Source organism: Corynebacterium sp. HMSC066C02, assembly GCF_001814945.1.
GTDB lineage: Bacteria > Actinomycetota > Actinomycetes > Mycobacteriales > Mycobacteriaceae > Corynebacterium > Corynebacterium aurimucosum.
In genome coordinates this window covers 22,185-45,458 of the sequence record NZ_KV818469.1, presented here as the reverse complement: position 1 = coordinate 45,458, position 23,274 = coordinate 22,185, and the positions used below count along the sequence as shown (strand labels likewise).

General features: G+C 58.9%; 21 protein-coding genes and 1 tRNA gene. 13 read left to right on the top strand and 9 right to left on the bottom strand.

What is annotated here, in order from left to right; genetic code table 11:
* Positions 1-97: 97 nt before the first annotated feature.
* Both HMPREF2996_RS09645 and HMPREF2996_RS09640 read right to left on the bottom strand, forming a co-directional pair.
* Positions 98-373 (bottom strand): hypothetical protein, encoded by a 276-nt coding sequence (locus HMPREF2996_RS09645; protein ID WP_070446871.1) that lies wholly within the window; start codon positions 371-373, stop codon positions 98-100.
* Between the two features lie 67 nt (positions 374-440).
* Positions 441-514, bottom strand: a tRNA-Leu gene (locus HMPREF2996_RS09640).
* A 91-nt stretch (positions 515-605) separates the two neighbouring features.
* Here HMPREF2996_RS09640 and polA point away from each other — a divergent pair.
* On the top strand, positions 606-3,257 hold the full coding sequence (gene polA, locus HMPREF2996_RS09635; protein ID WP_070731214.1) for a DNA polymerase I: 2,652 nt from the start codon (positions 606-608) through the stop codon (positions 3,255-3,257).
* Between the two features lie 3 nt (positions 3,258-3,260).
* On the opposite strand, the gene HMPREF2996_RS09630 is transcribed toward polA, so the two are convergent.
* Together HMPREF2996_RS09630 and HMPREF2996_RS09625 are read right to left on the bottom strand one after the other, a co-directional pair.
* Positions 3,261-3,731 carry an RDD family protein gene (locus HMPREF2996_RS09630; protein WP_070446875.1) on the bottom strand — a complete coding sequence of 157 codons (471 nt, stop codon included), beginning with the start codon at positions 3,729-3,731 and terminating at the stop codon, positions 3,261-3,263.
* A 60-nt stretch (positions 3,732-3,791) separates the two neighbouring features.
* Positions 3,792-4,532: a class I SAM-dependent DNA methyltransferase gene (locus HMPREF2996_RS09625; protein WP_070446878.1), complete on the bottom strand. Its 741-nt coding sequence runs from the start codon at positions 4,530-4,532 to the stop codon at positions 3,792-3,794.
* 241 nt (positions 4,533-4,773) lie between these two features.
* Between HMPREF2996_RS09625 and rpsA the strand changes: the two genes are divergently transcribed.
* Positions 4,774-6,234 (top strand): 30S ribosomal protein S1, encoded by a 1,461-nt coding sequence (gene rpsA / locus HMPREF2996_RS09620; RefSeq protein ID WP_010190105.1) that lies wholly within the window; start codon positions 4,774-4,776, stop codon positions 6,232-6,234.
* 113 nt (positions 6,235-6,347) lie between these two features.
* Complete coding sequence (coaE, locus tag HMPREF2996_RS09615; RefSeq protein ID WP_070731211.1) at positions 6,348-6,950, top strand: dephospho-CoA kinase; 603 nt, start codon at positions 6,348-6,350, stop codon at positions 6,948-6,950.
* 14 nt (positions 6,951-6,964) lie between these two features.
* On the opposite strand, the gene HMPREF2996_RS09610 is transcribed toward coaE, so the two are convergent.
* Complete coding sequence (locus HMPREF2996_RS09610) at positions 6,965-8,329, bottom strand: DUF4185 domain-containing protein (protein WP_070711269.1); 1,365 nt, start codon at positions 8,327-8,329, stop codon at positions 6,965-6,967.
* A 104-nt stretch (positions 8,330-8,433) separates the two neighbouring features.
* Here HMPREF2996_RS09610 and HMPREF2996_RS09605 point away from each other — a divergent pair, with 104 nt between their 5' ends.
* The 4 genes from HMPREF2996_RS09605 to HMPREF2996_RS09590 all read left to right on the top strand — a co-directional run bounded on the left by HMPREF2996_RS09605 (position 8,434) and on the right by HMPREF2996_RS09590 (position 12,124).
* On the top strand, positions 8,434-8,796 hold the full coding sequence (locus HMPREF2996_RS09605) for a DUF4259 domain-containing protein (protein ID WP_210398921.1): 363 nt from the start codon (positions 8,434-8,436) through the stop codon (positions 8,794-8,796).
* Positions 8,797-8,893: 97 nt separating this feature from the next.
* Complete coding sequence (gene uvrB, locus HMPREF2996_RS09600) at positions 8,894-10,987, top strand: excinuclease ABC subunit UvrB (RefSeq protein WP_070731206.1); 2,094 nt, start codon at positions 8,894-8,896, stop codon at positions 10,985-10,987.
* A 110-nt stretch (positions 10,988-11,097) separates the two neighbouring features.
* The gene (locus HMPREF2996_RS09595; protein ID WP_070644846.1) at positions 11,098-11,544 is read left to right on the top strand and encodes a universal stress protein; all 447 of its coding nucleotides are present in this window, start codon (positions 11,098-11,100) and stop codon (positions 11,542-11,544) included.
* A 139-nt stretch (positions 11,545-11,683) separates the two neighbouring features.
* A complete protein-coding gene (locus HMPREF2996_RS09590; RefSeq protein WP_070446890.1) occupies positions 11,684-12,124 on the top strand; it encodes a universal stress protein in 441 nt (146 codons plus the stop codon).
* 85 nt (positions 12,125-12,209) lie between these two features.
* On the opposite strand, the gene HMPREF2996_RS09585 is transcribed toward HMPREF2996_RS09590, so the two are convergent.
* The 4 genes from HMPREF2996_RS09585 to HMPREF2996_RS09570 all read right to left on the bottom strand — a co-directional run bounded on the left by HMPREF2996_RS09585 (position 12,210) and on the right by HMPREF2996_RS09570 (position 17,276).
* A complete protein-coding gene (locus HMPREF2996_RS09585; protein ID WP_070731203.1) occupies positions 12,210-13,223 on the bottom strand; it encodes an App1 family protein in 1,014 nt (337 codons plus the stop codon).
* A 10-nt stretch (positions 13,224-13,233) separates the two neighbouring features.
* Positions 13,234-15,474: a HelD family protein gene (locus HMPREF2996_RS09580; RefSeq protein ID WP_070731202.1), complete on the bottom strand. Its 2,241-nt coding sequence runs from the start codon at positions 15,472-15,474 to the stop codon at positions 13,234-13,236.
* A 180-nt stretch (positions 15,475-15,654) separates the two neighbouring features.
* On the bottom strand, positions 15,655-16,578 hold the full coding sequence (locus HMPREF2996_RS09575) for a DoxX family protein (protein ID WP_070446965.1): 924 nt from the start codon (positions 16,576-16,578) through the stop codon (positions 15,655-15,657).
* Positions 16,579-16,673: 95 nt separating this feature from the next.
* Positions 16,674-17,276, bottom strand: a complete 603-nt coding sequence (locus HMPREF2996_RS09570) for an MBL fold metallo-hydrolase (RefSeq protein WP_070731199.1) — start codon at positions 17,274-17,276, stop codon at positions 16,674-16,676.
* A 76-nt stretch (positions 17,277-17,352) separates the two neighbouring features.
* Here HMPREF2996_RS09570 and uvrA point away from each other — a divergent pair, with 76 nt between their 5' ends.
* The 6 genes from uvrA (at position 17,353) to HMPREF2996_RS09540 (ending at position 23,259) form a co-directional block, all read left to right on the top strand.
* Complete coding sequence (gene uvrA / locus HMPREF2996_RS09565) at positions 17,353-20,190, top strand: excinuclease ABC subunit UvrA (RefSeq protein ID WP_070644840.1); 2,838 nt, start codon at positions 17,353-17,355, stop codon at positions 20,188-20,190.
* Between the two features lie 23 nt (positions 20,191-20,213).
* Entirely contained in the window at positions 20,214-21,152 is a 939-nt protein-coding gene (locus tag HMPREF2996_RS09560) for a serine hydrolase (protein ID WP_246817296.1), read from the top strand.
* 249 nt (positions 21,153-21,401) lie between these two features.
* Positions 21,402-21,923, top strand: a complete 522-nt coding sequence (gene infC, locus HMPREF2996_RS09555) for a translation initiation factor IF-3 (protein WP_080550383.1) — start codon at positions 21,402-21,404, stop codon at positions 21,921-21,923.
* Positions 21,924-21,959: 36 nt separating this feature from the next.
* Positions 21,960-22,154 carry a 50S ribosomal protein L35 gene (gene rpmI / locus HMPREF2996_RS09550; RefSeq protein WP_039675593.1) on the top strand — a complete coding sequence of 65 codons (195 nt, stop codon included), beginning with the start codon at positions 21,960-21,962 and terminating at the stop codon, positions 22,152-22,154.
* A 56-nt stretch (positions 22,155-22,210) separates the two neighbouring features.
* A complete protein-coding gene (gene rplT / locus HMPREF2996_RS09545; RefSeq protein ID WP_005323264.1) occupies positions 22,211-22,594 on the top strand; it encodes a 50S ribosomal protein L20 in 384 nt (127 codons plus the stop codon).
* A gap of 212 nt (positions 22,595-22,806) precedes the next feature.
* Positions 22,807-23,259, top strand: coding sequence for an NINE protein (locus HMPREF2996_RS09540; RefSeq protein ID WP_070446903.1), 453 nt, complete (start codon positions 22,807-22,809; stop codon positions 23,257-23,259).
* The last annotated feature ends 15 nt before the right edge of the window (positions 23,260-23,274 follow it).

Here is a 23,274-nt window from a genome sequence, read left to right as displayed (position 1 = left end):
CCGTGCCGAAGGAGAGGAATGGGCAGATGACTCCTTATTCTCTCACTCCGCGAAGGGCTTATGCAAACTATTCAGCCCATAGAAGGTTATACGTTGCCTACATCGGCAAGCGCTTGGCCACCTCGCCGTAGATCGAACCTAAGATGGCGAAGGCAGCGAGGCCTACAAGGCCGTCGAGAAGCACGGTGTAGAAAGTGTTGAGCTGCGGATCGTCCGAGGACGCCGCAGACTTACGCAGCTCCTGGTAGTAGGAGGAACCTTCCACCTTGGAGGAAACCTCCTTGTCGGCACTCGAATCTGCGGCAGTAGCCACGGTGGTACCACCCAAGGTGAGGGCAACGGCGGTGCTCACAGCGATGATAGTGCGACGCATGGTAACGGATTCCTTTCGGTTGAAAACGCTAACACCCCACAACAGGGTCTGTTGCGGGGTGGAATTGTGCCCCTGGTGAGACTCGAACTCACACTACACGGGTTTTGAATCCGTTGCCTCTGCCAATTGGGCTACAGGGGCGCACAAGCAACGATAGTAGCGCAGCCGACCAATGTGAACCTAATTGCCTGCCTACGGCCCTCAACGGTGCCGCTCCGTGCAACACGTTAGGATGGGCCGGGTGACTACTTCTCAGCCCCGACTCTTGCTCATTGACGGCCACTCCATGGCCTTTCGCGCATTTTATGCACTGCCCGCGGAGAACTTTTCCACCTCGGGTGGCCAGCACACGAACGCGGTATACGGCTTCCTGTCCATGCTGGCGAATATCCTCGCCGAGGAGAAGCCGGACTTCGTCGCTGTAGCCTTCGACGTGGGCCGCAAAACCTTCCGCACGGAGATGTTCCCCGACTACAAGGCGCAGCGCGAAGCCGCCCCGGAAGAGTTCCGAGGGCAGGTTGAGCTCATCCGTGACGTGCTGGAAACGTTGGGAATTACCACGCTCTCGCGCGAGAATTTCGAGGCCGATGACATCGTGGCCACGTTGTCCACACAGGCGGGCGCGGACTATGAGACTTTCCTGGTTACCGGTGACCGCGACTATTTGCAGCTTGTCGACGACTCCACGACCGTCCTCTATCCCATGCGTGGGGTGTCCAAGCTGCATCGCTTCACACCGGAGGCGGTGAAGGAGAAGTACGGCCTGAGCCCCGAGCAGTACCCGGATTTCGCAGCCCTGCGCGGAGATCCTTCCGATAACTTGCCTTCCGTTCCGAAAGTGGGGGAGAAGACCGCCACGAAATGGATTACCCAGTATGGTTCCCTCGATGGCCTCATCGAGCATGCCGAGGAAATCAAGGGAGTGGCGGGCCAGAACTTCCGCGACCGCATTGAACAGGTCAAGCTCAACCGGAAGCTCACCCAAATGGTGACGGACATGGACCTGGAGGTTGGACCGGCAGACCTGGAATTCAAGGGAGCGGTCGCTAGCGAGGTCGCGGCTCGCTTCGACGAGTTGGAATTTGGCACCAACCTGCGCGAGCGGGTCCTCAACGCCGTCCCGCACGATGCCGCCGCTGAAGCTGCCGCGGCGGAGGAAACGCCGGATGTATCGGTGACCGTGGTGGACACGCCGCTGGCTAAGTGGCTCGAAGGTAAAAAGCATGTCGCGGTATTCGTGCAGGGTGACGGAACCCCAGGTGCAGGAGATGCGGCAGCGCTAGCACTGGTCGATTCAGCTTTTGAAGGACTCCAGATTGAATTGGCGGACCTGGATGCAGAAGATGACGCCGCCCTGGCCGCGTGGTTGTCATCAGATGCGCCGAAGTATGTGCACGAGGCAAAGGCTACTTGGCACATGCTGGCGGGGCGAGGGATTGAACTACGTGGAATTGCCCATGACACAGCCCTGGCGGCCTACCTCCTGCGCCCAGGTCAGCGCACGTATGCGTTGACGGACGTGTACCAGCGCCATCTGCAGAAGTCCTTGGGGGTGGCCACGGAGCAGCTTTCCCTCTTGGATGACAATCAACTTGTAGAACAGGCCGGCGCCATCATGGAGCTGGCGGCAGAACTGACTAGTCAACTCCAAGAGATTGATTCCTTCGAGTTGTATACAGACCTTGAGTTGCCGCTCGTGACCATCCTGGCCCAGATGGAGGCCGCTGGTATTGCAGTTGACCGCGATGTCTTGGAAACGCAGCGTGATGCTTTCATTGAGCAGGTCAATGAGCAGGAACGCGCCGCCCGCGAGTTGGCTGGTGATGATTCTCTTAACCTGAATTCCCCGAAGCAGCTGCAGGCGGTGCTCTTCGATACTTTCGATATGCCGAAGACGAAGAAGACTAAGACAGGTTATTCGACCGCAGCTAAGGAAATTGAGCAGCTGGCCGTTACCCATCCGCACCCCTTCCTGGATCACCTGCTGGCGCACCGCGAATACCAGAAAATGAAGACGACGCTGGAGGGGCTCATCAAGACCATTCAGCCGGATGGCCGCATTCACACCACGTTTAACCAGACGGTGACTTCAACCGGCCGCCTATCCTCGACCGAGCCGAATCTGCAGAACATCCCGGTGCGCACGGAGGCTGGTCGCCAGATCCGCTCGGCCTTCGTGGTCGGTGAAGACTTCGAAACCTTGATTACGGCCGATTACTCGCAGATTGAGATGCGAGTCATGGCGCACCTCTCTGCCGACCCTGGGCTTATTGAGGCCTACCGGGAGGGTGAGGACCTCCATAACTACGTTGGTTCCAAGGTCTTCGATGTTCCTGTCGATGAGGTCACCCCAGAGCTGCGCCGCCGAGTCAAGGCCATGTCCTATGGCTTGGTCTATGGGCTATCCGCATTTGGCTTGTCGCAACAGCTGGGCATCCCCGCACGGGAAGCCAAGGAGATCATGGAGAGCTACTTTGAGCGATTTGGTGGTGTAAAGCGCTACCTCGACGAAGTTGTCGTGCAAGCTCGAAAGGACGGCTACACCTCCACGGTCTTCGGGCGCCGCCGCTACCTACCGGAGCTGAACTCCGATAATCGTGTTGCTCGCGAGAACGCCGAGCGCGCAGCGCTCAACGCCCCGATTCAGGGAACTGCAGCAGACATTATCAAGGTGGCCATGATTCGCGTGGACAAGGCGCTTGAAGGTTTGGCCTCGCGCGTCTTGCTCCAGGTTCACGATGAACTCGTCGTGGAGGTGGCTCCCGGCGAAGCGGAGGACGTCCAGCGCATCGTGGAGCGAGAGATGGACAAGGCTATCGAGTTGACTGTGCCCCTTGAAGTCTCCGTTGGTGTGGGCAAAAACTGGGATGCCGCAGCGCACTAGGGCTTAGGTCAAGCCCACCGCGCGCTCGTCTTCGGTGGGCGTGCGTCGCTCGACCAAACATCCGGCAAGGAGGTCGAATGGGGTTTGTCCCAGCAGCAGGACGCTGAGGCCGAGGATGCCCAGGATGGTTGCCTCCACGAAGGGGAGTCCTGTCAACGCGAGAAGTGTGAGAAGGAGCCAGCCGTTGCGAACGGCTGGGCTGCCGATTCCGGGATGCTCAGCAATGACTTCTAGCTTTAGCGACCACTTACCCAGGGAAGTCTGCTTTGCGGCCTCTACCCACACTCGGTAGACGTAGAAGACGAGTGCGAGGGCAACGATGTCATAGACAGCGCCTGCTCGACCGCTCAGCACTTCATCGGCGATGAGGTTGATAAGCCACTTGAGTGCCACGATGATGGCGGCGGCGAGAAAGGCATCAATCCACCAGGCCACTGCGCGGCGCACGAAAATCCCGAGGCGTTCTAGAAGCATGGCTGTCAGCTTAGTTCGCTGCAGCCGATTGATTCGATACCAGGGGAGGTAGTGTCTGACCTACCGTGCTTCGCACACGAAGATGGCGGTGCCGGGGAAAATGGCTCCCCGTTCAGGCGACCATTGTCCCCACGTAAGTGTGTTTTCCTTCGGCCACTCGGGTTCGATGAGGTTGCGAATTTCAAATGCACCGCGCACTTGGAGTGCTCGCACCCAATCGCCCATCGTGCGGTGGAACTCGGCATAGCTGAGCTCACCGCTGTCATCCTGCTCTAGGTAGGCGCGTTCAAAATAAGACAGCTGCGCAGTGAGGTCCTGTGGATCATCGGGGAAGACCCAACGCATGGGGTGTGGCACAGAAAAGACGAAGCGGCCATGAGGGTGCAGAACACGGTGGACTTCGTTCAGTGCCTGGTCAAGGTTGGCCACGAAGGGAAGGGCGCCAAAGGCGGAGAAGACGACGTCGAAGGATTCGTCACGATAGGGAAGTGCTAGGGCATCAGCCTGAACGAGCGGTAGGCCACTCTCGGCATGGGAAAGCATTCCAGACGAGAGATCGAAGCCCGTGGCAAAGCGCGCGCGTCCTTGCAGCCACTGCGTGCAAGGCGCGGAGCCGCAGCCGAGCTCGAGGACGGTATCGGAGGATACATCGCCCAGTAGCTGCGCTTCCGCCTCGTGCAGCATCTCAGGACACCAGTAGAAAGAGGATAGATATTCGGGGTGTTCCGCGTGGTAGGAATCGGCGTCACGATCCCAAAAATTGCGATTGGCTGAGGAAGCAGAAAAGGCTGCAGAAGACATTCTCACTTTTCCAATTTCTTTTCCGTGTTGTATTTGCCGTTTTAGCTGCGAGGATGTAGGGTTGTACGGGCGTGTCTATGACTCGGGACGCGCTGGGCTACTGTAGGAGAGCTCGGCACGGCTGCGAGTCGGGATTGAAATCCATCTTAAGCCTTGCGTATTTGCGCTGCTTAATGACGCTTTTCAAGAGACGCGTAACTGTCCAATTACGATCTCCTACGTTTATTCGGAGCATAACTACATGCCAACTTCTAACACCCCTCAGGTTGCGATCAACGACATCGGAACCGCAGAGGACTTCCTCGCAGCCGTCGACGCCACCATCAAGTACTTCAACGATGGTGACATCGTCGAGGGCACCGTGGTCAAGGTTGACCACGACGAGGTCCTGCTCGACATCGGTTACAAGACCGAGGGCGTCATCCCGTCCCGCGAGCTCTCTATCAAGCACGACGTCAACCCGGATGAGGTTGTCGAGGTCGGCGACGAGATCGACGCACTTGTTCTCACCAAGGAGGACAAGGAAGGCCGTCTGATCCTGTCCAAGAAGCGCGCACAGTACGAGCGCGCTTGGGGCGCCGTCGAAGAGCTGCACGCCAAGGAAGAGCCGGTTACCGGTACCGTCATCGAGGTTGTCAAGGGTGGTCTCATCCTCGACATCGGCCTCCGTGGCTTCCTCCCGGCTTCCCTCGTTGAGATGCGCCGCGTTCGCGACCTGGAGCCGTACATCGGCCAGGAGCTCGAGGCCAAGATCATCGAGCTGGACAAGCAGCGTAACAACGTTGTCCTGTCCCGCCGCGCATACCTCGAGCAGACCCAGTCCGAGGTCCGCTCCGAGTTCCTGCACCAGCTGCAGAAGGGTCAGGTCCGCAAGGGCGTTGTCTCCTCCATCGTCAACTTCGGCGCCTTCGTCGATCTCGGCGGTGTCGACGGCCTGGTTCACGTTTCCGAGCTGTCCTGGAAGCACATCGACCACCCGTCTGAGGTTGTCACCGTGGGCGACGAGGTCACCGTCGAGGTTCTCGACGTCGACCTGGACCGCGAGCGCGTGTCCCTGTCCCTGAAGGCAACCCAGGAAGATCCGTGGCGCGTCTTCGCCCGCACCCACGCTGTGGGCCAGATCGTCCCGGGCAAGGTCACCAAGCTCGTTCCGTTCGGCGCCTTCGTTCGCGTCGAGGAGGGCATCGAGGGCCTCGTCCACATCTCCGAGCTGGCTCAGCGCCACGTGGAGGTTCCGGACCAGGTTGTCAACGTTGGCCAGGAAGTCATGGTCAAGGTCATCGACATCGACCTCGAGCGTCGTCGTATCTCCCTGTCTGTTAAGCAGGCCGACGAGGACTACACTGACGAGTTCGATCCGTCCAAGTACGGCATGGCTGACTCCTACGACGAGCAGGGCAACTACGTGTTCCCGGAGGGCTTCGACCCAGAGACCAACGAGTGGCTCGAGGGCTACGACGAGCAGCGTCAGGCTTGGGAGGCTCGCTACGCCGAGTCCGAGCGTCGCTTCAACCTGCACACCGCTCAGATCGAGCGCAACCGTGCTGCAGCTGCTGAGGCCGCTGAGTCCGCTGCCAACTCCAACTACTCTTCCGAGTCTCAGGATGCAGCTCCGGCATCCGATTCTCAGGCAGAGGTTGGCGGCTCCCTCGCATCCGACGAGCAGCTCGCTGCTCTGCGCGACAAGCTCGCTGGCAACTAAGAATGGATCTTTCTCGGTTCGCACTCAGCGATGAACCCGAGATGGTCTAGCTTTTGAGAAAGGCCGCTTCTCCCACTGTGGGAGGGGTGGCCTTTCGCGTATCCTAAGCCGGTATGAAGCTCATTGGACTCACCGGCGGTATCGGCAGCGGAAAATCTACAGTGGCGCAGCTTCTCCTGCACCACGGATGGGAGCTAGTTGATGCCGATCAGATAGCTCGGGACATCGTTGAACCGGGGCAACCGGCGCTCGCTGAGTTAGCAGACGCTTTCGGGGAGGATATCCTTCAAGCCGATGGAAGCCTCGATCGTGGGCTGCTGGCTTCCCGCGCTTTCGCCAGCCGGGAGAAGACCGATCTCCTCAACTCCATTACGCACCCGCGTATTCAGGAGGAAACCCAGGCCCGCTTCAACTCCGCGCGCCGCGCTGGCGCCGACTTCGTGGTGTATGACATGCCGCTCCTCGTGGACAAGGGTCTACACAAAAATATGGACGCCACCATCGTCGTTGACGTCGATGTGGAGGAGCGGGTTCGCCGCCTCGTGGAGTATCGCGGGCTGGATGAGGGGGATGCGCGCCGCCGGATAGCCGCGCAGGTCCCGGACGATGTGCGCCGCGCCGCTGCTGATTTCATCATTGATAACAACGGCGCTCGCGATGAGCTCGATGCGCAGGTTGACGGGGTCGTCGACAAGCTCCGCTCCCGGTTCGCCTAGGGACGCGCAATTAACTAACGCGTCGCTACGACGTCAGAGACTTCAACGTGGTCGTTGTTTTCCATGTCTTCGCCCACGAAGTCGAGGTCTGTGCGCATGAGCATGGTGTTGTAGTCATGCCAGGACGTCAGAGTGTAATAGAGGTGCTGATCGTCCTGGTTCGGCAGAACGAAGGGAGCATAGGTGTCATTGAGCGGCTGGCCGCTGACGACCTTGGTGGTCTTTTCACTCACCAGCATGCGGCGCGGCGACCATGGGCCTTCTGGGCTATCGGCCGTGCGCATAACGATGCCTTCGCCCTCCACCCCGTACATAGTGATGTATTTGCCCAAGTAGTGGTTGTAAGCCACAGAGAGTTCGGATACCTTGCCGTCGAGTACCTCGGTGGCGCTCGCCGGATTCTTCACCCAGGAGCCGTCAGAGTAGTAGCTGAAGGCTTCCTCGTTAGGAAACTCCGACTTCAACGCACGGGACAAATATGCTGGGCCGCGGCGGCCGTTGCCGGTGGTGAAGCGGTAAATGTACTCGTCGTGCTCGATGAAGGCTGATTGTTGAAGTTTTTCAAACCCTTTGCGGTAGTTGGCGCCGCCGGGAATCGGCGCGTTCGCACCGTGGCTAGTGTTGGTTCGGGTGGCCTCTGGCACTGCGCGCCACGTGACTCCGCCATCAGTCGACTTCACGGTCGCGCCAAAGTTGGTGGACCAGCCGGTCTTCGGATCGTGCCAGGAGCGCACCGACATGTAGTCGATGTAGTGCACGCCGTCGACCACTATGCCGGCCGTGGGGATAGTGGTGCGCTCGCCGTTGGTGTCTTTATCTCCCACCTTCTGGGAAGGGATGAACTCCTTAGCCCGGCCTTGAGCCGACCATCCAGAGTTCGTTAGTGCTTCCTCCAGGCGCAGGCCGTCACCATAGTCGTGGTCGCTCGTGCGCAAAAGGAGGTTGGAACGCCACCCGTCGCCCTCGCTTGAGCAATCCATGGAATCGCCGAAGACATAGTAGGATTTGCCCGCGCCATCCGAGTAGGCGATGCCGAGGTCAGTTCCGGAAATATCAAACTTCCGGTCGGTGCGGTTTGGAGAACCGGAACCAGTGATGAGCTGCATGATTTGGGTTGGCCCGCCGCTGATCTGGCGCTGGTTATAGTTGCTGCGCTGTGGTGCCTCAGTATTGCCCGAACTGCTGGACCGGGAAGAGCTGCCGAGTAGGGCGTCGAGCCCACCGAGCGAAGAGCCGGAAGTCTCGGGTTTCGACGTGAAGCTGCCGGACCTCGAGTAGGCCGTACACGGTGACGCGTGGGCCGCAGGGGAGTGGGTCACGATAGCGACAGGCACTAGTCCGGCAATGGTCAACGCGCTGGTAAGAGAACGAAGCTTCATGTCAGCAGATTCTAAAGGAGAGCGCCAACTTTTAAAGGATATGGCGGCTAAAATTTACCTTGTGCTCGCATCCCGTTCACATTCCCTGCTTAATCTGCACCTCCATGGGAACGTGGGATGTTGGGCCTTTTGATAATCACGCCGCGTGCGAAGTGCTCGCGGCAATCCGTGATGGCTCCTTCGATCTTGATACTTTTAAGAAAAGCTGCGTGGATTCTCCCATCGATGTCGACGATGCTGGGGTAATCATCGCCCTGGGGGCATTGGCCACCACGCCTGAAGATAGGCTCCCCGCTGGAATTAGCGCGGATGACGTTAAAGCATTGCGCACACCACAAACCCGGGCCTGGTTGCGCAAGAAAATCAATACAGCGATGGAGCCCAACAGTTCCCCGATTTATGCGTTGTGGGAAACCACGGGTGAGCTTGAACTGTGGTTGCGCAGGACGCGCGCGGCGTTGCCCTAAAATGCAGTGAGGCCTCCCTTCACAGACACAGGTGAGACAGGTTGCCTAGCCAGTGGGCCCTAGCAGGTTTCGTGGTGTGCGCGTTAGACTGGTCAGCATGGCTTTTGCTGCTGAACACCCCATCCTGCCCGTCTCCGAACATCGCCCTGTTGGCGAAATCGAGCGGCGCTCAGCCGAGTTCCGTGTTGAGTCCGAATTCCAGCCCGCTGGCGACCAGCCCGCCGCCATCGCGGAACTGGATGAGCGGCTCAGTCGCGGCGAGCGCGACGTGGTACTCATGGGTGCCACGGGTACCGGTAAATCCGCGACAGCCGCCTGGCTCATCGAAAAGCAGCAGCGCCCAACACTTGTGATGGCGCCGAATAAAACGCTGGCGGCGCAGCTGGCAAATGAGCTGCGCCAGCTTCTCCCACACAACGCGGTGGAGTACTTCGTCTCCTATTACGACTACTACCAACCGGAAGCCTATATCGCGCAGACGGACACCTACATTGAGAAGGACTCCTCTATTAATGAGGACGTGGAGCGCCTCCGCCACTCCGCCACGTCAGCTCTTCTTTCTCGCCGTGATGTGGTTGTGGTTTCTTCTGTGTCGTGTATCTACGGTCTGGGCACGCCGCAGTCCTATCTTGATCGCTCTGTTGTGCTAGAGGAAGGGGAGGAGATCGACCGCGATCGCTTCCTCCGCTTGCTCGTGGATATTCAGTATGAGCGCAATGACGTGGGCTTTACGCGCGGAACCTTCCGCGTCAAGGGCGATACCGTGGATATTATCCCTGCCTATGAAGAGCGCGCGGTGCGCATCGAGTTCTTCGGCGATGACGTGGACGAGCTCTACTACATCCACCCCTTGACGGGCGACGTGCTGGAGCGGGTCGACGAGGTAAGAATCTTCCCCGCAACGCACTATGTAGCTGGGCCAGAGCGCATGGCCCGTGCCATCGAGGACATCAAGGAGGAGCTCGCGGAGCGCCTCGCGGAGCTGGAGAACCGCGGCAAGTTGCTCGAAGCGCAGCGCCTGCGCATGCGTACCGAATACGACCTTGAGATGATCGAGCAGGTGGGCTTTTGCTCCGGCATTGAGAACTATTCGCGCCACGTTGATGGACGTCCCGCCGGCTCCGCGCCGGCGACACTCCTGGACTATTTCCCAGAGGACTTCCTCACCATCATCGATGAGTCTCACGTGACCGTCCCGCAGATCGGCGGCATGTTTGAGGGCGATATGGCCCGCAAGCGCAACCTCGTGGAGTTTGGCTTCCGTTTGCCTTCTGCCGTAGACAACCGTCCGCTCACTTTCGATGAGTTCGAAGAACGTGTGGGACAAGCGGTGTACATGTCGGCGACGCCCGGTGATTTCGAAATGACGGCTTCCGGCGGCGAGTTCGTGGAACAGGTCATTCGCCCCACCGGCCTCGTAGATCCCAAGGTGACGGTCAAGCCCACCAAGGGCCAGATTGATGATCTCATCGATGAGGTCCGCGCCCGCACCGCGAAGCAGGAGCGCGTCCTGGTCACGACGTTGACCAAACGCATGGCAGAGGACCTCACGGACTATTTGCTGGAACACGGTATCAAGGTGCGCTACCTCCACTCGGATATTGACACGCTTCAGCGCGTGGAGCTGCTGCGCCAATTGCGCTTGGGGGAATTCGATGTCCTCGTGGGCATCAACCTGCTGCGTGAGGGCCTCGACCTTCCTGAAGTTTCACTTGTCGCCATCTTGGATGCCGATAAGGAAGGTTTTCTGCGCTCCACCACCTCGCTTATTCAGACTATTGGCCGCGCCGCCCGAAATGTGTCCGGTGAGGTCATCATGTACGCCGATAAGATTACGGACTCAATGCAGGAAGCCATCGAGGAGACTGAGCGCCGCCGTGAGAAGCAGATTGCCTATAACAAGGAGCACGGCATCGACCCGCAGCCGCTACGCAAAAAGATCGCCGATATCTTGGACCAGGTTTATGAGGACGCCGATGAGCAGGGGCAGGACGCGGATCCCACGGCCATCGTCGACAAGCCGGATGTGTCCTCCATGGCTGCCGACGAGGTGCAGGCGCTTATCGACGACCTAACGACCCAAATGCGCGAGGCAGCCCGGGAGCTCAAATTCGAGTTGGCGGGGCGCTTGCGCGATGAGATCGCTGATCTGAAAAAGGAGCAACGCGGTCTCAAGGAGGCCGGCATTTGACGACGCGCCTAGTCCTGAAATTTGCCAACTCAATGTGCGGGTAAAATCCGTCTCGGCATAGCAGACCGTGTCATACTGTTAAGGATTAATCGCTACTTATAAGGAGAATTATGCTGAGCTACAACGTTATCGCTGTCGGAACCGATGGTTCTCAGACGTCCATGCGCGCTGTTCGTTCTGCCGCGTCCATGGCACGCGCTTATGACGCGACGCTGATTATCGTGTCTGCTTTCTACAACCACTCGGGTTCGATGCTCGGCGCCCCGAACTCAGAGGATGCCCGAGTACCGGTTGTGAGCGAAGAGATGTCGGAAAGCTTCCTCAACAATGCCGCGGAGATTGCGCACGGCGAGGGGGCGGAGCGGATTGAGATCATCGCTAAGTCCGGTGACCCGGTGAATTCGCTCCTCGAGGTCGGCAGGGACCATGACGTTGATATGTTCGTTGTGGGTAACAAGGGAATTCATTCGGTGCGTGGTCGCGTGTTCGGCTCCGTGGCGACGGAGCTCACTCGTAAAGCCCACGCTGACGTCGTCGTGGTCAACACCACTGACTAGGGCAGAACATGGCGCGCTGAGCCTCGTGCGCGCTGATCGACGTGAACGCGCCAGCGTTGTTAGACTAGCGGGTGCGCAAAAGCTTTAAAATTTTGTCAAGCGGTGGCCTCATGGTTGAGGCCAGCGAAGAAAGGTCATCATGAGCGATTACAACAAGATCGTGGTCGGCACCGACGGTTCCAAGTCCTCCCTGCTTGCTGTGGAGCGCGCCGCCAAGATCGCCGCAGCCTTCGATGCCACCCTCATCATCGGTTGCGCCTACTACGAGAACCAGGAGCAGGCTTCCAAGACTTTGCGCCAGGATTCCGTGACGATTCTCGGTGATGAGAAGGCCCAGGCCAACCTCGCCTCTGGCAAGGAGCACGCAGAGAAGTTCGGCGTGGCGAAGGTGGAGACCGCTGTGCGCCCGGGCACCCCGGTTCAGGCCCTGATGTCCATTGTCAACGACAACAAGGCAGACCTGCTCATCGTGGGTAACCGTGGAATCAACTCCCTGACCGGCCGCCTGCTTGGTTCGGTACCGGCGGACGTCGCACGTCAGTCTGATTGCGATGTCATGATTGTCCACACCGTCAACTAACGCTTTATTGCGTGCACGGCGCGCAGCGCCCAGAGACCTTCAAAGAAAGGGTTACCTGGGCCGCTGCGCGCCTTTTCTTATCTTCCTAGCTGGAAGGAAGAGTGCGGTAGGCACGGGCAAGGGCGTTACCGTCGGTGCCTTGAATGAGCGGGATATCGAAAGAAGACTGCTCGTTGACCTTCACCAAGGGAGCGAGCGAGCCGTGGGACAGCAGCTGCTCCTGCGGTGTGAGATTGCGTATCGCAACTGCTGCCACATGGTTAGGATGCTCCGCTGCCGCGTCCGCATAGGTCAAGGGATCGTGCTGGCCATCATCACCGATGAGCAGCCAGCGCAGTTTGCGGAAAGCGATGAACAGGTTTCGCAATTGGACGCGCTTGTGCTCCAGGCCATTGCGGAAGAGGCCGGTAGGTGTAGGCCCCCAATCCGTCAGGAGTAGCGGGCCACGGGGGAATCCGTTGTCCGCCATGAAATTCACCAACGTGTCATAGGTGTTCCACGCACCGGTGGAGAGGTAAATGAAGGGAGCTTCTGGATGCTGCTGGGAGATCTCTCGGTAGAAGCTGGCCATGCCTTCTACTGGTTTGCGCGTATTGGTGCGCTTGACCCAAGAATTCCACGCCGCAATCATCGCGCGTGGCAGCCACGTCACCATGATGGTGTCATCGATATCGCTGACCACACCGAAGGTCGTGTCCTTATCCACGATGAGGACCTCCGCGCTGGCTTCCTCGGCGCCCTTGGCCCGGATGGTGACCTCGTGCCAACCAGGTTCGAGCCCGTGGTCATGGACTAGCACGTCGACATAGCCGTTGTCGTTCGTGGTGCCCGCTACCGTTTTCCCGCCAACCGTAACTTCAACCTCGTGGTGCGTGACCTGAATGGTGAAGAACTGGCGGTATCCGCGTTGAGCCCACGTATCGCGCTCTTCGGCGGCAGGGTCATGCATGAGGACCCGCCCCAGCACGTGGACGAATTCCTCGTTGCCGTAGCCGGCATAGCCAGTAACACTGGGGCGCCAGCCTTTGCGTGCTGAGCGCTTGAGCGAGTAAGCATTTGCGGTGGATTCGACTTTGCGGGCGATATCGGAAAGTGCCATGCGCACCAGATTAACGGAAAACCTCCGCGTAGCGGCCGGCGATGGTGAGGGACTGCGTCGCACGCGTCAGCGCCACGTAGAGGTTGTGCAGACCCTGCGGGGACGCTTCCACGATGTCATCCGGATTGACTACGGTGACGTGGTCAAACTCCAGTCCTTTGATCTGCTCAACGTTGGCTGCGGTGATCACAGCGCGCAGGCGCCCGTCAGCGTCCTGGAAGGTTGCGGGCTGAAGGTCGCTCTCACCGTCCTGCCAGATAACGTCCACACCGTCGCGCACCGCGATGCCTGGCGTCGCCTCGGGGTTGATGGATTGAAGGAGCTGGTTGGCCAGCTCCGTGATCGGGCGCGGGGTTCGGTAGTTGACACTCAGACCGTGCAATCGGAAGCGCTGGCCGACGAAAGGCTCGAGAGTCTCGCCCCAATCATCAACGCCGGCGGGAGCTCCAGTCTGGGAGGTATCGCCGACGAGCGTCATCCACCGGGAAGGGCTGCGCCGGAAAATCATGCGCCACTCCATTGGGGTCAACTCCTGTGCCTCGTCGACGATGACGTGCCCGTAAGCCCACGTGTAGTCCTCGCGGGCACGTTGAGCGGTGGTGCGGGAATCCCGAACTTCGTGGCGTCGAGCGAGGTGCTCGGCATCGATGACGTCGTGGGCAGAGAGAATCTCCGCTTCGAACATGTCATCATCGTTGTCGGTGGAATCAGATGAGCTCAGAATGTCGAGGGCATCTTCTGCCTCGGCGACCTGCTCACGCCATTCCTTCTCCTCTGCAGCGCGTTCCGCTTCTGGGTCTGGCATGCCGATGAGGACAGCGAGCTCGTCGAGAAGCGCAGCGTCGGACGCCGCCCAAGCCCGGCCATCCTCGCGGTAGAGGGCACCCCGGGTTTCCTCATCGTAGGCGCTGGCCGCTGAATCGATGCGTTCGGTGCTGCTCAGGAGCTCGGCGAGCGCATCTGTAGGCGCCAGATGGGGCCAGAACTCGTCGATGAGCTCCAGGACCTGCGGTTCTTCAGCAAGATCATCGTGGAGCTGGTCCACATCTGCGCGGGAGAGCAGGTTGGCGCCTCCCAGCGGATCAGAACCGATGCGTTCGGCCATCTGTTGGGCCAGCGATTCAATGAGGTGTTCCGCAAACGCCGCTTGAGCATCGTTGTGCGGCTTGCGCGAGCGCCGTGCGCGGGTTCGTGCTGCCTTGACCATCTGGGGGTCCACGGTGAGCTCGAGCCGATCGATCTCCAGCGTGCGCAGCTGCTCGGGTAAACGCTGGTAGTCCTTCACCGCGTTGCCGAGAATCTCCACCATGGCCTCGGAACCCTTGATTTCGCGGGCGAGCAAGGATTCAGAGTGTGTAGCCTCGATGCTGGGGAAGAGAGAAGAAATGGTGGAGAGTACAACGCCGGTCTCACCAAGTTCCGGGAGTACTCGGGAAATGTATTCCAGGAAGGTGGAATTGGGGCCCACGATGAGCACGCCCGTGGCGGCTAATTGTTCGCGGTAGGTGTAGAGCAAGTAAGCCACACGGTGCAGCGCCACCGCCGTCTTGCCGGTTCCTGGTCCGCCTTCGACCACCATGACGCCGCGCGTGCTGTCACGGATGATCTCATCCTGTTCGCGCTGAATGGTCTCCACGATGGAGGGCATATGGCCAGTGCGGGCACGCTGCATGACGTGGTGGAGGGCGGATTCACTAGCGACATCGCTGCTTTCTGCAGTGTTGTCTCCTTCGAGGATCTCGTCGCTAATACCGGTGACAGTGCGACCGGTAGTCCTGATATGCCGGCGGACGTGAACCCCTTCAGGGTGCGCAGTGGTTGCCAGGTAGAAGGGCCGCGCCATCGGGGCACGCCAATCCAAAAGAAGCGTGCGGTAGTCCTCCTCCCGGGCATCGAGCCCCATGCGGCCGATATAGCGGCGGTCTAGTCCCTCCGGGGTGGGGTTATCGCCAGGTGCATCAATGTCGATGCGCCCAAAAACTAAACCGAGTTGGGCGACGTTAAGTCGATCCAGCTTGGCTTGTAGGCCGTGGTACTCGGTTTCGCGGCGCACGAGAGCATCAGCATCTGGGGTATGAGGGTCGACGGCTGCTTGCACCTCGTTGAGGCGTACATTGGCCGCGTGGACCTCGTTGTCCAGACGCTCAAAGAGACCGTCGACATAGGCTTGTTCGCTAGCTATTTCGGCGCTCTGCTCGCTCGCGTGGGCGCTGGTTTTCCCGGTGTGAGTCGCAGGTGAAGATTCAGACACAAGGCTCCTTGGGTGCGTATGAAGGCTTCTCGTGAACAGACGGGAAGTAAGAAGGGAGATAAAGGAAGAGTGGACAGGAAAAAGAACAACGGCCCAGCATACTAGCTGAGCCGTTGTTGTCTCCACCGCGGTGATCATCGCGGTGCGTTGCGGGGCTTTCCGCAGCGTAGGAAGGAGAGCTTAGAAGCGGTCACCAAACTTCTTGAAAGCTTTATCCAGCTTCTTGGAGGCTTGCTTCTGGAGCTTCTCAGCGCGCTTGCGAGCCTTCTTCTGGGCGCGCTTTCCGTCGAGCGAATCTGCCTTGGCTAGGGCCTCGTCAGCGCGGTCCTGTGCCTTGCCGGCTGCCTTTACCAGACCCTTGCGGGCGGTTTCGGTGTTGTCACGTGCAGCGTCAAGCCAATCATCTTTGTTCTCCTCAAAGAACTCACGAGCGGTCTCAGCCTTGTCCTCGACGAAGGAGCGCGCGGAGTCGATGAAGTCCCGGCCAGCGGACTCCCAATCATCACGGTTGTCCTCGACGTAGTCCTTGGCGGTTTCGAACCAGTCATTAGCCTTATTGGTCACATCAGAAGAAATCTCGTTGGCGCGGTTGGAGAAGTCTTCTGCGAACTTCTGCTGCTCGGACTTACCCGGCAGCGCCTGCTGGATCTTCTTGTTGGCACGCTCCGAGGCCTTGGCAGCACGCCAACGCACGGAGGGCTTGCCTTCGGTGTCCTGCGTAACAATGGCCAAGGCACCAAGTAGGGCAGTGTTGGTGATGAAGCTGTTGCGCTGTGCTTCCTTGTCCTTCTTGGAATCGGCGGTCCAGAAAGCGTTGCCCACCAGGTTAGGGACGTGCGTCAGCGCGAGCACTGCAGCCGAGGTGCGCGGGGCTTTGCCCAGTGCCAAGGTGGTACCTGCAGCGGTCTTCGCACCGCCGAGTGCGCGGGTAACGAGCTCTGGGTCATTTGGGATGTAGCCTGCATATTCGCGGGGCAGCACCTTGCGCAGGCGCTTGAGCGCGGACTCGGTGTCCGCGACGTGCTCCGAGGTGTTGCGGAGCGTATCCACACCATCCCAGACAAACACGGAGGCCAGCATAGGACGGGCAAATTTACGAATCATAACGTGCTCCATTCAATAGATCTTTAAAGACGTTCGTCACACCATAGTACGCGGGTTAAGCAAGTGCCGCTGTCAGTGCAGCAGTTAATAAGTTGTTACCAACGCCGCTCCCACCATTCGTCCATGTGCGGGCGCTCTGCGCCGAGCGTGGTGGGTGCGCCGTGCCCAGGGCGGACGATCGCTTCGTCCGGGTAGACATCAAAGAGACGCTGCGTGACATCCTTGTACAGACGCACGAAGTCACCTTCCGAGGTGGTCTTGCCCACTCCGCCAGGAAAGAGTGAATCACCAACGAAAAGGTTGGTAACCCCATCAATCTTTGCGGCAATGGCCGCACCGCCGGGGGTGTGTCCGCGCAGAATAATGACGGGTAGTTCGTAGCCGGCGAATGGGAGCGTATCGCCGTGCTCCAGCTCGACGTCGACGGGTGCCGGCAAGGCAGGGGAGTCCAGGAAAGAGGAGTAATGCACGGCACCGGTTTTATCCAGAACCTCTTTGAGCGCGCGCACGTGGTCCCAATGACGGTGCGTGGTGAGAACGGAAGTGATCTTTACCCCATGGTCGGCGGCCAAGGAGAGCAGCGCAGGGGCGTCAGCGGAGGCGTCGATAAGCAGCGCCTCGTCACCGGCGCACAACAGGTAGCAATTGTTGTCCATCTCGGACACGGAAATTTTGTGAAGCTCAAGCGCGTTGTTCATAAGTCCAACCATACGGGTACATTCTGAGTGAGAACTCTCTGAACACACATTCTTTTGTGTAGGAAGGCAGCAACTAGTGGCTGATCGTTTGGTCGTACGAGGTGCGCGTGAGCACAACCTCAAGGGCGTGGATATCGACATTCCGCGCGATAACCTGGTCGTGTTTACCGGTCTATCAGGATCCGGTAAGTCCTCACTTGCCTTTGACACCATCTTCGCCGAGGGCCAGCGGCGCTACGTGGAGTCCTTAAGCTCTTATGCGCGCATGTTCCTCGGCCAAATGGATAAGCCGGACGTCGAGTTTATCGATGGCTTATCACCGGCGGTGTCCATTGACCAAAAATCCACCAACCACAATCCGCGTTCCACCGTCGGAACCATCACTGAAATTTATGACTACCTGCGTTTGCTCTTTTCTCGCGCGGGTACAGCGCACTGTCCTGAGTGCGATGCCGTCATTGAGCGCCAAACCCCGCAGCAGATCGTGGATGAGGTCTTAAGTCACGAGGAGAAGCTGAAGTTCCAGGTCCTTGCCCCTGTGGTGCGCCGACGTAAGGGCGAGTTCGTTGACCTCTTCGCAGATCTCGCGGCGCAGGGTTATTCCCGCGTTCGGGTGGATGGTGAGCTTTACCAGCTCAGTGACCCGCCCAAGCTGAAGAAGCAGATCAAGCACGACATCGATGTCGTCGTGGACCGCCTGCAGGTGAAGGCTTCTCAAAAGCAGCGGCTGACGGATTCGGTGGAAACAGCACTGCGCTTGGCAGACGGCCTAGTCACCCTGGATTTCGTAGACCGCGAAGAGCTCACGCACACCTACTCGGAGAAAGCAGCCTGCCCCAACGGCCACACGCTGACCATTGAGGAATACGAGCCTCGCGCGTTCTCGTTCAACGCGCCTTTCGGTTCCTGCCCGGTGTGCGATGGCTTGGGCACGCGCCTTGAAGTGGATGTGGATTTGTTGATCCCGGATCCGGATGCCCCGGCTGTCGAAGCCATCCAACCGTGGACGTCGAGCCCCAATGCGCGATATTTTGTCAAACTGGTTGAAGGGCTAGCGAAAGCCCTGGACTTTGATCCGCGCACCCCGGTGTCCGAGCTGAGCAAGGAGCAGCGCCACGCGCTGATTTATGGCACGGATGTGGAAGTCAGCGTGCGCTATAAGAACCGCTATGGCCGCCAGCGCAACTGGACCGCGCCGTTCGAGGGTGCCATCGGCTTCTTGGAACGCAAGCTCGATCAGACGGATTCCGAATCCCAGAAGGACCGTCTGCTTCAGTACACCCGCCGCGTGCCTTGTAACGCTTGTGGCGGTACCCGCCTGAAGCCGGAAATCTTGGCGGTGCGCTTAGCCTCCACCGCACATGGCGAGCAGTCCATCGCTGGCTTGACGGCGCTGTCCATCGAGGAGGCGGCGGAGTTCCTCGACTCGCTCGTGTTGGGCCACCGCGAGGAGATCATCGCCGGTGCCGTGCTCAAAGAAATCCAGGCTCGCCTGCGCTTTCTTCTCGACGTCGGCCTGAACTACCTGACCCTTGACCGCGGCGCCTCCACGTTGTCCGGCGGTGAAGCACAGCGCATTCGACTCGCCACCCAGATTGGTTCTGGTCTGGCGGGAGTCCTCTACGTGCTGGATGAGCCCTCGATTGGCCTGCACCAGCGCGATAATCAGCGCCTTATCGCCACGTTGAAGCGCCTGCGCGATATCGGAAACACCTTGATTGTGGTGGAACATGATGAAGACACCATCCGGGAAGCGGACTGGCTTGTCGACGTTGGGCCTCGCGCCGGCGAATTTGGCGGAACTGTGGTCTATCAGGGAGAACCCGCCGGTATCGAATCCGTGGAGGAGTCCCTGACGGGGCAGTATCTGTCAGGAAAGAAGAAGCTTGCGGTCCCGGATACACGCCGTGAGATTGACCCCGAGCGCATGCTCAAGGTCGTCGGCGCGCGCGAGAATAACCTCAAGGGTATTGACGTCGAGATTCCACTGGGCGTCCTCGTCTGCGTCACTGGTGTGTCTGGCTCAGGAAAGTCCACAGTGGTCAACCAAATCCTGGCCAAGACCTTGGCCAACAAGCTCAACCGTGCCCGCCAAGTGCCCGGTCGTGCCACACGCGTGGAGGGCGTGGAACACCTAGACAAGCTGGTGCAGGTGGACCAGAGCCCCATCGGCCGCACCCCGCGCTCGAATCCGGCAACCTACACAGGCGTCTTCGACAAGATTCGTAATCTTTTCGCGGAAACCCAGGAGGCGAAGGTCCGCGGCTACAAGCCGGGGCGGTTCTCCTTCAACGTTAAGGGTGGACGCTGTGAGGCCTGCCAAGGCGACGGCACCATCAAGATTGAAATGAACTTCCTGCCCGATGTTTACGTGCCGTGCGAGGTCTGTGATGGTGCCCGCTATAACCGCGAAACGCTGGAGGTCCTTTATAAAGGTAAGAACATCGCAGAGGTTCTCGATATGCCGATTTCGGAGGCAGCCGAGTTCTTCGAACCCATCACCTCAATTCATCGCTACCTCAACACCTTGGTGGAGGTAGGCCTGGGATATGTCCGCTTGGGTCAGGCCGCCACGACGCTTTCTGGTGGTGAGGCACAGCGCGTAAAGCTGGCATCCGAGCTTCAGAAGCGCACGAATGGACGCACGGTCTACATCTTGGATGAGCCGACGACTGGTTTGCATTTTGAGGACATCCGCAAACTTATGCTCGTCATCCAGGGGCTGGTGGACAAGGGCAATTCGGTCATCATCATTGAGCACAACCTAGACGTCATCAAGGCCGCCGACTGGATCGTGGATATGGGGCCAGAAGGCGGTTCCGGTGGCGGAACTGTCGTGGCCCAAGGCACGCCGGAGGACGTGGCGCAGGTAGAAGGCTCCTATACGGGAGGGTTCCTCCAGGAGATGGTGTGATGGTGGGGCAGAAGAACACACCCATGGCTGCTTTAGCTCTTTGCCTCGCCGTGGCAACAACCTTAACTGGCTGTTCGAGCCCTGAACAGAACATCAAGCATCCATCTACTGAAGAAGCAGGTGAGGGTGATACGCCGAATTTCGACGTGTCCTCGCAGCTGCGCGCCGTTATCGCCGACGTAGAAAGCGAGTTTGACGTTCGTGCCGGTGTGTCCGTGGCGGATAAAAAGAAGACGTTCAACGCTGGCCTCAAGGGCCATGAACCTGCATGGTCGACCGTGAAGGTTCCCATCGCCATTGCCGCTCTGCGTGATGGAGCTAGCCTCGAGCTCGTGGACCTCGCAATTAAAGAATCTGATAATGATGCAGCCTATGCACTGTGGTCCCACGTCCAATGGACCGAGGGGGATGCCGGCAGCGCGGTGAAATCCCTGTTGAAAGAGTATGACTCAACCGGTGAATTTGCCGAACCCTTTGGCTATTCCACGTGGTCGCTCGAAGAACAAGCGAAGTTCGGCGCGCACTTGCCGTGCATACCAGAAGCTGAGCAAGTGTATGACGCGATGGATGACATCGTGGAGTGGCAAGACAATGGGCTTGATAAGCTGCCGGACACCCGCGCCAAAGGTGGCTGGGGATTATCTGAAACTGATAACGGATATACTCACCGTCAAATTGGAGTTCGAGAAACTGCAGGCGGCGGAACTGCGGAGAATAGCGCGGTGGGTCTGGCCATTGAGGTCACTATGCCTGGGGAGTATGCCGATGAAGCGATACCCGCCCTCGACATGCTAGCCGCCGGAGTTGACCGAGTGGTCTCTGAGGCGCTGAAAGCCAGAGCACTAACGCCGTTGGAAGGTTGCGCGCAACCCGGTGCGCCATCAGCGGTGGTAGGGACGTCGTCAACCGCTACAAGAGAGGTATCGACAAACACGTCGGCACGCCGATTTGGCTCACGATGATCGCGGTGATAGAGTAGTGCGCACTACCGCCCGTAGCGCCTCCTCCAGGAGGTACTTGGGCCGCAAGCGGAGTTTCTCCCACCCGATGCCGCGCAGGATGAATTGTCCAGTGCAGGATAAAGGTTAAGAGTAGGTGCCATTTATGGCGCGTGCTTGAAAAGAAACTCCCGGATGCCTATGGCACCGGGATTTATTCGTTTGTGGTCACGGTAGGCACACTACTAGCCCCCACAATCGAGGAGAACCACAATCAGCGCTGAAGCTCGCATTAATGAGCGCATCCGAGTACCCGAGGTCCGTCTTGTTGGCCCCGGTGGTGAACAGGTGGGCATCGTTCGTACAGACGATGCTCGCAAGCTCGCGTACGAAGCAGACCTTGACTTGGTCGAGGTCGCCCCGAACGCGAAGCCGCCCGTAGCCAAAATTATGGATTACGGCAAGTTTAAGTACGAGCAGGCCCAGAAGGCCCGCGAGTCCCGTAAGAATCAGCAGCAAACCGTGGTGAAGGAACAGAAGTTCCGTCCGAAGATTGATGATCACGATTACGAGACCAAAAAGGGCAACGTGGTGCGCTTCCTGGAGAAGGGTTCCAAGGTAAAGGTAACCATCATGTTCCGTGGTCGCGAGCAGTCGCGCCCGGAGCTCGGTTTCCGTCTGCTGGAGCGTTTGGCTGATGACGTCGCAGAGGTTGGCGTCGTGGAGTCGCGCCCCAAGCAGGATGGTCGCAACATGACCATGGTTCTTGGGCCCGTCCGCAAAGGCAAGAAGTAGACCACGCTCCACTTAGGATTTAAGGATTTAATTCTCATGAAGCAGAAGACTCACAAGGGCACCGCCAAGCGCATCAAGGTGACCGGCTCCGGCAAGCTGCGTCGCGAGCAGGCCAACCGCCGCCACCTCCTGGAAGGCAAGCCTTCCAAGCGCACCCGTCGCCTGAAGGGCACCGAGGACGTTGCCAAGGCAGACACCAAGCGCATCAAGCGCCTTCTCGGCCGCGCATAGTCAGCGCCGAAACACTCCATTTCCACACACCACAATCAAGATAAGGAAGTATTACTGTGGCACGAGTAAAGCGCTCAGTTAACGCCAAGAAGAAGCGTCGCGCGATCCTGAAGTCCGCTAAGGGCTACCGCGGCCAGCGCTCCCGTCTCTACCGCAAGGCCAAGGAACAGTGGCTGCACTCCATGACTTACGCTTACCGCGACCGTCGCGCCCGTAAGTCTGAGTTCCGCAAGCTGTGGATCCAGCGCATCAACGCTGCTGCTCGTATGAACGACATCACCTACAACCGCCTCATCCACGGCCTGCGACTGGCTGAGATTGAGGTTGACCGCAAGATCCTGGCTGAGCTTGCTGTTAATGACTTCGAGGCTTTCTCCGCACTGTGCGAGGCCGCCAAGGCTGCACTGCCGGAGGACGTTAACGCTCCGAAGGCTGCTTAAGCTTTCACTAGCCTGCCCACGCCCACTGCTTCCCACAACAAGGAAACGGTGGGCGTTTGGCGTTCCAAGCTTCAATTATGGGAACAGGAGCCAATGGGGAATAGGCCCCAGTGAGGTGAAGAAAAAGGGGACATGGCGTGTGCTTTGTGTTACCTTAATCAAGTTCCCACGTTCTCTTCCTGTGTTTACAGGCTTAAAAAGGAGTCTTTCTCATGACCAACCCCAACGGCGGTTTCCAGCAGAACAACCCGAATGCTTCGGGCAATAACCCTCAGTACTCCAATCCGTTCGACTCCAACGGAAATCAGTACCAGGGCGGCAACTACGGCCAGAACCTGCCGGCCCAGCAGGGCGGGTACCAAGGTCAAGGCCAGTATTACTCTCAGCAGGCCCCGGTCAACGCGCCGCAGAAGTCCTGGCTGGTTGCCCTTTTGCTGGCTTTCTTCCTCGGTGGCTTCGGCGCTCATAACTTTTACGTTGGCCGCACGGGTCGCGCTATCGGCCAGGTATCCCTCTGTGTCTTTAGTGTCTTAACGTCGTGGCTGGGTATTGGTGCAATCTCGGCGGGTATCCTCTGGATCTGGGTGATTATTGAGTTCATCATGATCATCGCCGGTGCAGGCGGTTATGACCGAGACTCCAACGGCATCCCGCTGAAGAAGTAGTCTTTTGCACATATT